The 13,412-nt window shown below is 64.1% G+C and carries 13 protein-coding genes; 6 read left to right on the forward strand and 7 right to left on the reverse strand.

Going from position 1 to position 13,412, the window contains the following annotated elements; all coding sequences use genetic code 11:
* Positions 1 to 169: 169 nt before the first annotated feature.
* Positions 170 to 424, forward strand: a complete 255-nt coding sequence (locus X735_RS162800; RefSeq protein ID WP_023809021.1) for a hypothetical protein — start codon at positions 170 to 172, stop codon at positions 422 to 424.
* Positions 425 to 453: 29 nt separating this feature from the next.
* On the opposite strand, the gene X735_RS162795 is transcribed toward X735_RS162800, so the two are convergent.
* Positions 454 to 1,092 (reverse strand): DNA-3-methyladenine glycosylase I, encoded by a 639-nt coding sequence (locus X735_RS162795; RefSeq protein ID WP_023809022.1) that lies wholly within the window; start codon positions 1,090 to 1,092, stop codon positions 454 to 456.
* A 215-nt stretch (positions 1,093 to 1,307) separates the two neighbouring features.
* Between X735_RS162795 and X735_RS162790 the strand changes: the two genes are divergently transcribed.
* Positions 1,308 to 2,045, forward strand: a complete 738-nt coding sequence (locus X735_RS162790) for a L,D-transpeptidase (RefSeq protein WP_023809023.1) — start codon at positions 1,308 to 1,310, stop codon at positions 2,043 to 2,045.
* Between the two features lie 259 nt (positions 2,046 to 2,304).
* Positions 2,305 to 3,225 (forward strand): bifunctional 5,10-methylenetetrahydrofolate dehydrogenase/5,10-methenyltetrahydrofolate cyclohydrolase, encoded by a 921-nt coding sequence (locus X735_RS162785; protein ID WP_023809024.1) that lies wholly within the window; start codon positions 2,305 to 2,307, stop codon positions 3,223 to 3,225.
* A gap of 176 nt (positions 3,226 to 3,401) precedes the next feature.
* Here the strand turns inward: X735_RS162785 and glcF are convergent, their stop codons facing one another.
* From glcF to X735_RS162765, 4 genes are all read right to left on the reverse strand, one after another.
* Positions 3,402 to 4,727 (reverse strand): glycolate oxidase subunit GlcF, encoded by a 1,326-nt coding sequence (gene glcF / locus X735_RS162780; RefSeq protein ID WP_023809025.1) that lies wholly within the window; start codon positions 4,725 to 4,727, stop codon positions 3,402 to 3,404.
* Positions 4,728 to 4,737: 10 nt separating this feature from the next.
* Positions 4,738 to 5,943 carry an FAD-binding protein gene (locus X735_RS162775; protein ID WP_023809026.1) on the reverse strand — a complete coding sequence of 402 codons (1,206 nt, stop codon included), beginning with the start codon at positions 5,941 to 5,943 and terminating at the stop codon, positions 4,738 to 4,740.
* A gap of 235 nt (positions 5,944 to 6,178) precedes the next feature.
* The gene (locus X735_RS162770) at positions 6,179 to 7,675 is read right to left on the reverse strand and encodes an FAD-linked oxidase C-terminal domain-containing protein (protein WP_023809027.1); all 1,497 of its coding nucleotides are present in this window, start codon (positions 7,673 to 7,675) and stop codon (positions 6,179 to 6,181) included.
* Positions 7,676 to 7,952: 277 nt separating this feature from the next.
* On the reverse strand, positions 7,953 to 9,275 hold the full coding sequence (locus tag X735_RS162765; RefSeq protein ID WP_023809028.1) for a DUF3422 family protein: 1,323 nt from the start codon (positions 9,273 to 9,275) through the stop codon (positions 7,953 to 7,955).
* Between the two features lie 203 nt (positions 9,276 to 9,478).
* Between X735_RS162765 and X735_RS162760 the strand changes: the two genes are divergently transcribed.
* Genes X735_RS162760 through X735_RS162750 form a run of 3 tightly spaced genes read left to right on the forward strand, consistent with a single transcriptional unit; the run spans position 9,479 to position 12,247 of the window.
* Complete coding sequence (locus tag X735_RS162760; protein WP_023809029.1) at positions 9,479 to 10,282, forward strand: FCD domain-containing protein; 804 nt, start codon at positions 9,479 to 9,481, stop codon at positions 10,280 to 10,282.
* 18 nt (positions 10,283 to 10,300) lie between these two features.
* Positions 10,301 to 11,446, forward strand: coding sequence for an alpha-hydroxy acid oxidase (locus X735_RS162755; RefSeq protein ID WP_023809030.1), 1,146 nt, complete (start codon positions 10,301 to 10,303; stop codon positions 11,444 to 11,446).
* 27 nt (positions 11,447 to 11,473) lie between these two features.
* The gene (locus X735_RS162750; protein WP_023809031.1) at positions 11,474 to 12,247 is read left to right on the forward strand and encodes a metallophosphoesterase family protein; all 774 of its coding nucleotides are present in this window, start codon (positions 11,474 to 11,476) and stop codon (positions 12,245 to 12,247) included.
* A gap of 39 nt (positions 12,248 to 12,286) precedes the next feature.
* Here the strand turns inward: X735_RS162750 and X735_RS1000000170220 are convergent, their stop codons facing one another.
* Positions 12,287 to 12,418, reverse strand: coding sequence for a hypothetical protein (locus X735_RS1000000170220; RefSeq protein ID WP_013893872.1), 132 nt, complete (start codon positions 12,416 to 12,418; stop codon positions 12,287 to 12,289).
* Between the two features lie 292 nt (positions 12,419 to 12,710).
* Positions 12,711 to 13,406, reverse strand: a complete 696-nt coding sequence (locus tag X735_RS162745) for a type 1 glutamine amidotransferase (RefSeq protein ID WP_023809032.1) — start codon at positions 13,404 to 13,406, stop codon at positions 12,711 to 12,713.
* Between the last annotated feature and the right edge of the window lie 6 nt (positions 13,407 to 13,412).

The following is a 13,412-nucleotide window of genomic DNA, read 5'->3' on the forward strand; positions in this document are numbered from 1 at the left end:
CGCGTTTCCTAACTGATGCAGCCGGGAGCGGCAAGGGTCGGCACCCAGCACCACGCTCGAACCTCCGTGAAACAAAACCGCATCGAAAATGAAACAATCCCGACACGGGTGCGGCATCGTGCCGACACAATCGTCGCCGATAAGGCGGGGTAAATGAGGGCTCGGGGCCATGGTCAGCACAGCAAGATTTTACGCTATTGATGGCGAAGCCGGCGAATTGCCCGCGCGCTTGCGCCCGGCCGACATCCACGCTCCGAAAATGGTCAGCCAGGCTGCCGGCCCGTTCGAAGTGCCGGCCGACACCGGCAAAGGCCCATCCATGCGCGACGCGTTGATGACCGGCCTGCTGGTGATCTATCCGACCGTGGCCACGGTGGTGGCGATCGTCGCCGGCCTGGTGCTGGCCAGCGCCAACGGCACCTGAAATTACTCGCTTTACCGGAAGTAGAGGGGCTACTTCGGCCTTTTGAACGCCTTCCGCTGCTTCTCGACCTCTTTGCGGCAGATGCAGCCCTCGAGATGGTCGTTGACCAGGCCCATCGCCTGCATGAAGGCGTAGACAGTGGTCGGCCCCACGAAGCTCCAGCCGCGTTTCTTCAACTCCTTCGAAATCCGCACCGAGACCGCCGTGGTCGGGTTGGCGCGCAGATGGGCGAGATCGACGATCTGCGGCCGCTCCTCCTTGCCGGGTTCGAACTTCCAGAACCAGGCGGCCAGCGAGCCGAACTCGTCGGCCATTTCGCGGGCGCGCTTGGCGTTGTTGATGGTCGAGACGATCTTGCCGCGATGGCGGATGATGCCGGCATTGCCGAGCAGGCGCTCGACATCCTTGTCGGTGAAGGCGGCGACCTTGTCGAATTCGAAATTGGCGAAGGCTTCGCGAAAATTCTCCCGCTTGCGCAGAATGGTCAGCCACGACAGGCCAGACTGAAAGCCTTCGAGGCAGATCTTTTCGAACAGCCTGCGGTCGTCGGCCACAGGCCGGCCCCATTCATGATCGTGGTAGTGCAGATAGTCGGGCAGATTGCCGTGCCAGAAGCAGCGCGCGACACCATCGGGACCGGCGAGCAGTCCGGTGTTTTCCTTGTCCATAAGCCAAAATCCGTTCGTTAACGCGCTTTTGCGCGGCATTTACTGCGGCTTTACCAGATTCCTGAACCCGGCGGTAACCACACCAAAAGGTTTACCGACAGTTCCGCATTTTACGCATTCCGATTCATGTTTCGGTTGCTGCTTGCGCGCCAATGATCGCCGAACCGGGAGGACGTTTCCACCCGTTTTGTATCAGACGATCAAGGTGCGTTACGATGAAGACAGTTCTGTTTCCCGTGCTCGGCGCCGTGGCTGTGTTTGCCGCCGGCGTCACACCCTCAACCGCCGGCGACCGCTATGCCGACAGGCCGCCGGTGATGGTGAGCCCCGACCTTTCCGCACCCTGGGTGCTGCAGCTTGGCCAGGCACCCGGCATCGTGCGCCAGAACCGCCAGGTCGTCCAGCAACAGCGGCGCCTGCGCCCGGCGCAGCCCGACCGGGTGCAGACGGCGGCGGTGCAGCCGCCGGCCAAGCGCATGGTCGCGCGTCCTCAGATCAACCCGATCTACCTGCCGCAGGAAGTCGACTATGACGGAGGCCAGAAGCCGGGCACGATCGTCATCGACACCACGCAGAATTTCCTCTTCCTGGTCGAGAAGAACGGCAAGGCAAGGCGCTATGGCGTCGGCACCGGCAAGCCGGGCTTCGAATGGTCGGGTACGCACAAGATCACCAACAAGCGCGAATGGCCGGACTGGCGCCCGCCGGCGCAGATGATCAAGCGTGAAGCCGCCAAGGGCCGCTATTTGCCGACCTATCTTGCCGGCGGCACGGAGAACCCGCTTGGCGCCCGCGCGCTCTACCTCGGCACGACCGAGTACCGCATCCACGGCACCAACCAGCCGTGGACGATCGGCGGTGCGGTGTCATCGGGCTGCATCCGCATGCGCAACGAGGACGTCGTCGACCTCTATGAACGGGTCAATGTCGGAACCACGGTCGAGGTGATATAGTAGGTCTTGCGAATCACTTGGCCGGCAAAGCAGTCCGCTTTTCGAGCCGGTTAGGGACAACGGGGGACGGGCCGTATGGGGATGCGGCCGGTCAGGAAGGGCAGCACGGGAAACCGCGCTGCCCTTTCCGTTTTTGAGCAGAAATCGAGGGCAAAGGTCACCCACGCGTCGCGCAACGGGCATAGCGGTTCGCTTTCATGCTGCCCTTTACCGCATTCTTTTGCTATCTCGGTGGCTAGTTCCACAAAAGAGTTCACCCATGCTCCTGTCCGAAGACAGCCGTTATCTCAAGGGCGGCCCGGTCGCCCAGCGCATCATCGCCGCCGTTCGCGAGGACGCCGCGATCGCCAAAGCCGAGGGTTTTCCGCCCAAGCTGATCTCGATCACCGTCGGCGACACCGATGCGGTGGATGTTTATGTACGCAACCAGCGCGCCAAGGCTGAGCTCGCCGGCATCGATTTCGAGGAACGGCGCTTTCCCGCCACCATCACGGCAGGCGAGTTGGAAGCGGCCATTCACGGCCTGAATGCCGATCCGCGCGTCACCGGCATCATCATTCAGCGGCCGGTCCCAGTGCATATCCCGATCAGGACGCTGCAGGCGGCGGTGCATCCGCTCAAGGATGTCGAAGGCATGCATCCGGCCTCGATCGGCAACATCGTCTACAACCAGCTCGATCTCGCGCCTTGCACGGCGGCGGCCTCGGTCGAACTGCTCAAGGAAACCGGCCCCGACCTCAAGGGGCTGGAAGTCGTCATCGTCGGCCATTCGGAAATCGTCGGCAAGCCGATCGCCTTCCTGTTGATGAGCGAAGGCGCGACGGTGACCGTGTGCCACCACATGACGCGGTCGGTCGCCGCCCATGCGCGACGTGCCGATGCGCTGTTCGTCGCCGTCGGCAAGCCGCGGCTGATCAAGGCCGACATGGTCAAGCCGGGTGCGGCCGTCATCGACATCGGCATCAATTCCGAAATCGGCCCCGACGGCTCAAGCCGCATCGTCGGCGACGTCGACACCGAGAGCGTCCGCGAGGTCGCCTCCTGGATCACCCCGGTGCCGGGCGGCGTCGGCCCGATCACGGTCGCCATCCTGCTGCGCAACACCATGGTCGCGCTCAGCCGCCAGCGCGCGCTCTATGAGGCGACCTACGGCACGGCGGACAGGCTCGCGGCGGAGTAAGCACAGAGCGGCGCCAGCCCCCTCACCCAGCCTCCGCTTCGCTCGGCTGACCTCTCCCCGAGGGAGAGGAGATTGTCACCGCCGGCGCAAACCTCTTCTCCCCTCGGGGAGAAGGTGGCCGCGAAGCGGCCGGATGAGGGAGACTTGCCGTTAACTCTGACAGCGGCAACGCCACGCTACTCAGCCGCAACCAGCCTTTCCTCGGGGACCCCTTCCGGCATCGGTCCGCCATAGGCCCAGTCGAGCAGTTTTATCGTGTGCACCACCGGCAGCTTGGCGGCGGAAGCGATCTGGGTGATGCAGCCGATGTTGCCGGTGGCGACGATCGAAGCCCCCGTCGCCTCGATGTTTGTCACCTTGCGGTCGCGCAGTTTGGCCGAGATTTCGGACTGCAGGATGTTGTAGGTGCCGGCCGAACCGCAGCACAAATGCCCTTCGCGCGGCTCGCGCACGATGAAGCCGGCCTTGGCGAGCAGTTCCTTCGGCTGGCGGGTGATCTTCTGGCCGTGCTGCATCGAACAGGCCGAGTGATAGGCGACGACCGTGCCCGGCTTGCGCGCCGGTTCAGGCAGGTCGAAGGTCGAGAGATATTCGGTAATGTCCTTGGCCAGCGCCGAAACGCGCGCCGCCTTGTCGGCATAGGCCGGGTCGAGCCGCAGCATGAAGCCGTAGTCCTTGATCGTCGTGCCGCAGCCGGAGGCAGTGATGACGATGGCATCGAGCCCGCCTTGTTCGATGGCGCGCGTCCAGGCATCGACATTCTGCCTCGCAGAGGCAAGCGCGGCCTGCTCGCGCCCCATATGATGAACCAGCGCCCCGCAGCAGCCCTCGCCCGGTGGCACCACGACCTCGACACCGAGCCGCGTCAGCAGCGAAATCGTGGTGTCGTTGATGGCGGGATCGAGCACCGATTGCGCGCAGCCGGTGAGGATGGCGACGCGGCCTCTTTTGCTCCCCTGCCCGGCATGGATGCCAGGTGAAGCTATCGACGATGCTGTCGGGATCGAGGCCGGCGCGAGCTTGAGCATCGCACTCAGCGGCTTCAGCGCCGGAACCTTGTCGAACAAGCCCATAAACGGCTTGCCCAGCTTCGCCAGCTTGAGCGCGGCGCGAAAACGCTGGGGATAGGGCAGCACGAAGGCCAGCATGGCGCGGGTCAGGCGGTCGAGCAGCGGCCGCTTGTAGGTCTCCTGGATATGGGCGCGGGCATGGTCGACCAGATGCATGTAGTTGACGCCCGACGGGCAGGTGGTCATGCAGGCAAGGCAGGACAGGCAGCGATCGATATGGGTGACGATCTCCTTGTCGGCCGGACGGCCGTTTTCCAGCATGTCCTTGATCAGGTAGATGCGCCCGCGCGGTGAATCGAGCTCGTTGCCAAGCGTCACATAGGTCGGGCAGGTGGCGGTGCAGAAGCCGCAATGCACGCATTTGCGCAGGATCTTTTCCGATTCCGCGACATGCGGATCGGCAAGCTGGGCAAGCGAAAAATTGGTCTGCATCGCTGATGTCCTAGGCCATTCGGCCGGGATTGAGGATATTCTTCGGGTCGAATTCCTGTTTCAGGCGCACCGCTAGTGCGGCAAGCGCCGGCGGCTGCGGCTCGAACACCGGCAGAGCGGCGCGATGCGAAGGTGCGGCACGCACCAGCGTCGCATGGCCGCCGCCATGTTTCCTCAACAGCCCGCGCAGCAGGGCGGCTTCCGGGTCGCCTTGTTCCATGCGCAGCCACACCAGCCCGCCCTGCCAGTCATAGAAGGCGCTGACGGCGGCCTGCATGCGCAGTGTCAGGACCATCTGGTGGCACTGTCCCGGCGTCATCGAGACACGCCAGACCGGTTTCTCGCCGTTGTCGGCGAAGGGCCTGCAATCGCGCACATCGCGCCAGATCAGCCGTGAGGTTTCACCGGCAATCTCCTGCAGCGGCCCGGCCTTGCCGAGCAGCGTTTTCAGCGCGGCAATACGGTAGGCAACCGACGGGCCGAAACCCTCGACACGCAGCAGCGTGGCGGCCTCGCTGCCGAGACTGCCGCCGGCGACGCGCGCGGCGATCCGCTCCGGCAGATGGGCGGCACTCGACACTTCAGCACTCGAGCCAAGCGCCAGGGCCATGGCGGCGGCAGCGGCATCGTCGAGCAAGCCACGGATGGCGAGCGTGACTTCGGTCTCGGCTGCCGGCAGCACCTTGAAGGTGACGTCGGTGAAGGCGGCCAGCGTGCCCCAGCTGTTGGCCATCAGCTTGGACATGTCATAGCCGGTGACGTTCTTGACCACGCGACCGCCCGACTTGAAGGCCTCGCCGCGCCCGGACACCACATTGATGCCCAGGATATGATCGCGCGCCGCGCCCGCCTTCAGCCGGCGCGGACCGGAGAGGTTCGCGGCGAGCACGCCGCCGATTGTGCCTTTGCCAGCTTCGCCGCCGAGCAGTGGGCCGTAGTCCATCGGCTCGAAGGCAAGCTGCTGGCCGTTTTCCGCCAGCAGCTTTTCGATCTCGGCCAGCGGTGTGCCGGCTTTTGCCGACAGCACCAGTTCAGCCGGTTCATAGAGCGTGACGCCGGTGAGCCTCGACAGGTCGAGCGTGTGTTCGGTTTGCAGCGGCCGGCCGATGCCACGCTTGGAGCCGTGGCCGAGGATTTCCAGCGGCGAGCCTTCCGCCGCTGCCCAGGCGACGGTGGAGGGGACTTCGGATGAGGTGGTCGGGGTGAAGGTGGTCATGGGCGACCCCTGTTCCTCGCCCAGCGAAGCGGGGAAGGCCACATCGGCCGCGTTTCTTCACACCCCCCTCTGTCCTGCCGGACATCTCCCCCGCAAGGGGGGAGATTGGCAGCTCGCACGACCGCGCCTTTCAAACCTTGGTGATTGGCGAAAGCCAAAACGACATCCAATCTCCCCCCTAGCGGGGGAGATGTCCGGCAGGACAGAGGGGGGTGTTCAAGCGCCGACATATCCCTCAAAACCTCGGAATGTCTGGGAACGGCAGTTTGCCGCCGGAAATGTGCATCCGCCCAAGCTCGGCGCATCGCCGCAGCTGCGGGAACACTTTTCCCGGGTTGAGCAGATGGTTGGGATCGAAGGCACATTTGACCCGCATCTGCTGGTCGAGATCGATCTGGGTGAACATTTCCGGCATCAAGTCGCGTTTTTCCACGCCCACACCGTGTTCGCCGGTCAAGACGCCGCCGACCTTGACGCAGAGCCGCAATATGTCGGCGCCGAAGCTTTCGGCCTTGTCGAGTTCGCCCGGTACGTTGGCATCGTAGAGGATCAGCGGATGCAGATTGCCGTCGCCGGCATGAAAGACATTGGCGACGCCGAGACCGTATTTTTCCGACAGCTCGCGCATGCCGGCGAGCACGCGCGGCAGCTCCTTGCGCGGGATGGTGCCGTCCATGCAGTAGTAGTCGGGCGAGATGCGGCCAACGGCCGGAAACGCCGCCTTGCGGCCGGCCCAGAAGCTCAGCCGTTCCTGTTCCGACTGCGAAATGCGGCAGGTGGTCGAGCCGTTCTTGTAGGCGATCGCCTCGACCAGCCCGATCAGATGATCGACCTCGACGCCGGGGCCGTCGAGCTCGACGATCAGCAGCGCCTCGACATCGAGGGGATAGCCGGCATGAACGAAATCTTCCGCCGCATGGATCGCCGGCCGGTCCATCATCTCCATGCCGCCCGGGATGATGCCGGCGCCGATGATGTCGGCAACGCACTGACCGCCCTGCTCGCTGGTCGGGAAGCCGATCAGCAGTGCACGTGCCGTCTCCGGCTTCTTCAGGATGCGTACGGTAACCTCGGTGACGACGCCGAGCAGCCCTTCGGAGCCGGTCATGACGCCGAGCAGGTCGTAGCCTTCCGCATCAAGGTGACTGCCCCCCAGCCGCACCACCTCGCCATTCATCAGCACCATCTCGATGCCGAGCACATTGTTGGCGGTAAGGCCGTATTTCAGGCAGTGCACGCCACCGGAATTCTCCGCGACATTGCCGCCGATCGAGCAGGCAATCTGGGAGGATGGATCGGGGGCGTAGTAAAAGCCCTCCTGCTCGACGGCGGTGGTGATGCCGAGATTGGTGACGCCCGGCTGGGCAACGACGACGCGATTGGGGAAATCGATCCCGAGGATGCGGTTGAAGCGGCTCATGACCAAAAGCACCGCGTCCTCGAGCGGCAGCGCGCCGCCCGACAGCGAGGTGCCGGAGCCGCGCGGCACGACGCGGATGTTGCGGTCGTTGCAGTATTTCAGCACGCGCGAAACCTGCGCCACCGTTTGCGGCAGCACGACAACCAGCGGCAGCTGCCGATAGGCGGTCAGGCCGTCGCTCTCGAAGGCGCGCATGGAATTGGCGGCGTCGACGACGCCCTCACCCGGCACGATGATGCGCATGTCGGCGACGATCTCGTCGCGCCGGCGCATCGTGGCGTCGTCTGGTTTCGGCATGGCCAAGCCGGACATCAGCAGCCTCATTTCGCTTGACTGGTCAAAATCTTTTACCAGTGAAGCGCGTTGGGTGCAAATCCTGTGGCGGCGGGGAATCCGCTTCAAGGCTGAGGCAAGCTTCCTCAGCGGCAATCTGCCGCTCTCTCACCCTCCCCTTGTGGGGAGGGTCGCGAACGAAGCGAGCGGGGTGGGGGTCCGCGCGGCGCTCTACGAGGACCACCACCCCGTCTCACGATCTTCGCTTCGCTGCGATCATGAGCCGACCCTCCCCACAAGGGGAGGGTGAGCAGATCTATTCGCCGGGCGGCTTGCCGGGCTCGGAATGCATCCGGCGCACACGGCGTACGCCCCACCAGACCAGCAGGATGGCGACAGGCACCGAAGCAGCGGTAACGATCTCCGGCGCGAAGGCATGGCCGAAGATCGAGGCGCCCTTGGCGACATAGCCGACAAGGCCGACCACATAATAGGAGACGGCGGCGACCGAGAGCCCCTCGACGGTCTGCTGCAGGCGCAGTTGCAGGCGGGCGCGGTTGTTCATCGAGGCAAGCAGGTCGCGGTTCTGCTTCTCGACCTCGACATCGACCCAGGTGCGCAGCAGCGTCGTGGCGCGGGTCAGTTTTCGCGACAGATTTTCCTGCCGCTCCTCGACCGAGCGGCAGGTGCGCATTGCGGGTGCCACACGGCGCTGCAGGAACCCGCGCCATGTGTCATAACCGGGCACAGCCTCTTCCTCGAGCGCCTCCAGCCGTTCGCCGACGATGCCGTCATAAGCGCGGCTGGCGCCGAAGCGGTAAAGGCTCGATGCCGCGTCCGCCTCCAGCTCCGCCGCAAGTTCGGTCAGATCGGCCAGCAAGGTCTGGCTGTCGCGTGTCCCGGCGACCTTCATCTCCAGCGTGGTCTGCGCCAGCCGGTCTTCGATGCGGCGGGCGCGGCCGGACAAGGTCAACGCCAGCGGCAGGCCGAGCATGGCCAGCGTCCGATAGGTTTCGATATCGATAAGCCGCTGCGACAACGCGCCGGTGCGCGCCGGGGTCAAGCCGCGATCGAGCAGCAGCATGCGGGTCAGGCCATCGCCATCCTGGCGAAAATCGGTGACGATGGCGGCGTTTCCGCGCTCGACCAGCGAGTAGCACAGGCTGGTCGGATCGAAACCGGCTATCAGCTGCTCGCTCGCTTGCGTCCATTTGCGGATTTCGAGCCTGATGCCGGAGATGCAGGTTCCCGGCGGCGAGAACCCGTTGCCGAACGGGGAGTCCTCCGGCGTCCTGCCGCTTTCGGAAAGCGGCCCTTCCCACAAATAGGTCGAGAATTCGGTGTGCCGCTCCCAGCGCAGCGAGCCCTTGCCCCATTTCATGGCATGGTGGCGGGCCTGGCGGTCGGGCGCGGCGATGCCGAGGCGCCGCGACAGTTCGGAAAGCACCGCGTGGTCGACGCCGGAGCCACCCTCCGTCATGAAGGCGAGTTGCATCAGGACGCGTGGCTTTTCGATCAGCGGATGCGGCCGGGCATGAACCTCGCCGAGTGCGCCGGGCCGCCCCTCATGCGCGGGAAAGCCCATGACGCTGCCCTTGGCGCGCGGCTGGAATTCGAGATCGGACGGGTCGTCTGACACGGCTTGTTCCCTGGGTTCCTTGAACCCTCTTGCACGTGCGTCCCTCTAGTGCCAATGGCCTTATGACGCAAACAGCAAAGTTAGCCGAAGATGATGGCATCAGGGCGAAAAATCGGCACGCTTTTGTCAATTGGATAAATAATTTGACCAGTTGGCGAGGCAGGCTCTATTCTGCGACACCGGTTCACCTTCCAGGCATTCTGTTGAGCGACATTTTTTCCAGGATCGAGCATTCGCGCACCGCCGACGAGGTGGTGCAGCAGATCGAGAGCCTCATCCTCGAAGGCGTGCTGCGCACCGGCGACCGGCTGCCGGGCGAGCGCGAGCTTGCACGCCAGTTCGACGTATCCCGGCCGATCCTGCGTGACGCCCTGAAGGCACTGGAAGGACGCGGCCTTTTGACGACAAGGCCCGGCGGCGGCACGCATGTCGCCGATGTCATCGGCCAGCTTTTCACCAAGCCGGTGACGGACCTGATCTCGATGCACCGCAAGGCAGTGACCGATTATCTGGAATACCGCCGCGAGATCGAAGGGGTCGCGGCTGAATACGCGGCACGGCGCGCCACTGCGGACGACATGGCGCTGCTCGACAAGATCATGGCACGCATGGACGATGCGCACCGGACCGGCGACTTCGACGACGAAGCCGAGATCGATGTCGAGTTCCACCACGCGATCTGCGAATGCGCGCACAACATCATCCTTTTGCACACGCTGCGCTCCTGTTACCGGCTGTTGTCGGAGGGCGTGTTCCAGAACCGGCTGCTGGTGTTCAGCGTGCCCGGCGCGCGCGACGCCCTGCTCGCGCAGCACCGCGCGATCCATGCGGCGGTGAAGGCCGGCGATCCGGATGCTGCCCGGCAAGCGGCGATGGACCACATCACCTATGTCGAACGGTCGATGGCGGAGGCCGAGCGCAGCGGCGACTGGCAGCGCGTCTCGCGACTGAGGTTGAAACAGCGCGTCGACGCCACCGATACAGAACCAGCACGCAAACGCTCCTAGCTATCGAGACGGGAACCCATGAGCCAGATCCTGACCATCGCCGACCTCAAGGACCTCGCCCGCCGGCGCGTGCCGAAGATGTTCTTCGACTATGCCGATTCCGGTTCGTGGACCGAAGGCACGTATCGGGCCAACGAAGAGGACTTCCAGAAGATCAAGTTCCGCCAGCGCGTGCTCGTCGACATGGACAACCGTTCGCTGGCGTCGACGATGATCGGCGAAAAAGTGTCGATGCCGGTGGCATTGGCGCCAACCGGCATGACCGGCATGCAGCACGCCAATGGCGAGATGCTGGCGGCTCAGGCGGCGGAGGAATTCGGCGTGCCGTTTACCTTGTCGACGATGAGCATCTGCTCGATCGAGGATGTCGCCTCGGTAACCACGAAGCCGTTCTGGTTTCAGCTCTATGTGCTGCGTGACAAGGATTTCGTGCTCAACCTGATCGACAGGGCAAAGGCGGCGAAATGCTCGGCGCTCGTGCTGACGCTCGACCTGCAGATTCTCGGTCAGCGCCACAAGGACATCCGCAACGGGCTTTCCGCGCCACCCAAGCTGACGCTGACGAACATCGTCGACATGGCCATCCGCCCGCACTGGTGCGCCGCCATGGCCGGCACGAAGCGGCGGACCTTCCGCAACATTGTCGGCCACGCCAAGGGCGTCGGCAACATGGCCTCGCTGGCATCGTGGACGACGGAGCAGTTCGACCCGCATCTGTCGTGGAAGGACGTCGCCTGGATCAAGGAGCGCTGGGGCGGCAAGCTGATCCTCAAGGGCATTCTCGACAAGGAGGACGCGCTGATGGCGGCCAAGACCGGCGCCGACGCGATCATCGTTTCCAACCATGGCGGGCGCCAGCTCGATGGTGCGTCGTCGTCGATCAGCGTGCTGGAAGAGATTGCCGACGCGGTCGGCGACACGATCGAAGTGCATATGGATGGCGGCATCCGCTCCGGCCAGGATGTGCTGAAGGCGCTTTGCCTCGGTGCCAAGGGAACCTATATCGGGCGGCCATTTCTTTACGGCCTGGGGGCGCTTGGCAAGGAAGGGGTTACCAAGGCGTTGGAAATCATCCGCAAGGAGATGGACATCACGCTGGCGCTATGCGGAAAGCGTCTGGTCACCGACATGGGCAAGGACCAGCTCCGGCGCCAGGTCCCGTGACCGCCTGACCACGGAGGCACCGAAAAATTGGCAGAACCCGGCATCCATTTTCTCGACGCGCATGGGCCGGACGGCATGCGTCTCTATGCGATCGGCGACGTCCACGGCCGGCTCGACCTTCTGGCCGCCATGCATCTGCGCATCAGGGCCGAGATCGAGCAGGAGGCGCCTGCCGACTGGCGCATCATCCATCTTGGCGACTATGTCGACCGCGGGCCGGACTCGAAGGGCGTCATCGATTTCCTGATCGAAGCGCAAGAGCGCGACCCTCGTCACCTGATGCTGGCCGGCAACCACGACATCGGTTTTCTCGACTTTCTCAAGACCCCTGACCCGGAAGGGCTTTTCATCCGGTTCGGCGGCATCCAGACGGCACAGTCCTACGGCGTGGCGATCAGTGAAGGCACCAGCGTATGGTTCGGCAAGGCTGAATCGGCCGTGCGCAAAGGACATCAGGCCCTGGTCGAGGCCGTGCCGCAAAGCCACATCGACTTCCTGCGGTCACTGCCGTTCTCCGCGATTTTCGGGGACTTCTTCTTCTGTCATGCCGGCATCAGGCCGGGTAATCCTCTGGAGAAGCAAAACCCACAGGACCTGATCTGGATCCGCGACGTCTTCCACAACCACACCGACCTTTATCCGAAGATCGTGGTGCACGGCCACACCCCGGTGCCGGAGGCGGAAGTGATGGCCAACCGCGTCAATATCGACACGCTTGCCTGGCAGTCAGGCATGCTGAGCGCGCTCGTCGTCGACGGCGCGGACAAACGCATCCTGACAATGACGATCAAGGAAGCTTGAGCGTCGCGCGTCGGAAGACGCGAAAGACGCTTCCCGCCTTTAGCGCAGCGAGGCGGTGACGCCGTAACCGTCTACGGCGTTGTGGTTGTTGGCTGCGTCGGCGGCATAGATGCCGAGACCGCACAGCACGATGGCGGACAACATGGCAAAGGACAGAAGCGCTGCTTTCACGGAGGTCATCTCTTGTTGAGCTTTCTGCATCTGTGCACCAGGCGGTTACCAATGCGTTGAAACGGAGAATTCGCTTCAAAGTTTCGACGATTTTGCGCTTCTAGGCATGTTCTGTATCAACGGTGTGTCGCGCGGGTCACACAAAGGTTCATAGCCGTTGCACAGAAGATGCAGAGCGCGCGCCTTCTAGGATGGCGGGCGGACACAAGCCAAGAATGAAACGGTTTTCCCCAGGCGGTTTCACCGCCGCGTGCCAATTATGTCACGCTGGAGGGTGCAGAGAGACCAACGCTCAGATGGTCGCTACCCAGGCGCGGGCAATGGCCAGACCCGCGGCATCCGCATCGGGTCCGTTGCGGGCCATTTCGCCATCGAGCTTGCCGGCCCAGTCGGGATGGCGGGCGGCGATGGTCGGGGCAAAGGATGTGCTCCAGTCCTTGACCATCGGCCGGTCGGCCTCGAAATGGAACTGGAAGCCATAGACGGCGCGGCCGACGCGAAACGCCTGGTTCTCGGCGACATCGTTGCCGGCGAGCCGCACGGCGGCCTCGGGCAGCACGAAGGTGTCGTCATGCCACTGGAAGATCGGGAATTTCTCCGGCAGCGCGCCCAACACCGGATCGGCCTTGGCGTCCGCCGTCAGCGATACGCCGCGCCAACCGAACTCATTGGCGCCGCCGATGCGGTTTTCGCCGCCGAAGGCACGGGCGACGAGCTGGCTGCCGAGGCAGATGCCGAGCACGGCGCGATCCTTGTCGGCAAAATCGCGGGTCAGTTCGAGCAGCGCCGGGAAATAGGGGTACTCATCGTCGGCCAGCGCATTCTGGCCACCGCCGAGCACCACCATGGCATCATGACCGGCCGCGTCCGGCAGGGGATCGCCCCTGTAAGGGAGACGCAGGTCGAGATCGGCACCCGCTTCCGCAAGTGCTGCGCCGACCTGGCCGAGGCCGGTATTGTCGTAGTTCTGGACCACCAGCACCCGCATCACAAA

Source organism: Mesorhizobium sp. L2C084A000, assembly GCF_000502875.1.
Taxonomy (GTDB): Bacteria; Pseudomonadota; Alphaproteobacteria; order Rhizobiales; family Rhizobiaceae; genus Mesorhizobium.

What these genes read in the sequence shown, in the direction of transcription:
- X735_RS162800 (WP_023809021.1), top strand. Translation starts at nt 170, where the DNA reads ATGGTCAGCACAGCAAGATTTTACGCTATTGATGGCGAAGCCGGCGAA.
- X735_RS162795 (WP_023809022.1), bottom strand. Translation starts at nt 1,092, where the DNA reads ATGGACAAGGAAAACACCGGACTGCTCGCCGGTCCCGATGGTGTCGCG.
- X735_RS162790 (WP_023809023.1), top strand. Translation starts at nt 1,308, where the DNA reads ATGAAGACAGTTCTGTTTCCCGTGCTCGGCGCCGTGGCTGTGTTTGCC.
- X735_RS162785 (WP_023809024.1), top strand. Translation starts at nt 2,305, where the DNA reads ATGCTCCTGTCCGAAGACAGCCGTTATCTCAAGGGCGGCCCGGTCGCC.
- glcF (WP_023809025.1), bottom strand. Translation starts at nt 4,727, where the DNA reads ATGCAGACCAATTTTTCGCTTGCCCAGCTTGCCGATCCGCATGTCGCG.
- X735_RS162775 (WP_023809026.1), bottom strand. Translation starts at nt 5,943, where the DNA reads ATGACCACCTTCACCCCGACCACCTCATCCGAAGTCCCCTCCACCGTC.
- X735_RS162770 (WP_023809027.1), bottom strand. Translation starts at nt 7,675, where the DNA reads ATGTCCGGCTTGGCCATGCCGAAACCAGACGACGCCACGATGCGCCGG.
- X735_RS162755 (WP_023809030.1), top strand. Translation starts at nt 10,301, where the DNA reads ATGAGCCAGATCCTGACCATCGCCGACCTCAAGGACCTCGCCCGCCGG.
- X735_RS162745 (WP_023809032.1), bottom strand. Translation starts at nt 13,406, where the DNA reads ATGCGGGTGCTGGTGGTCCAGAACTACGACAATACCGGCCTCGGCCAG.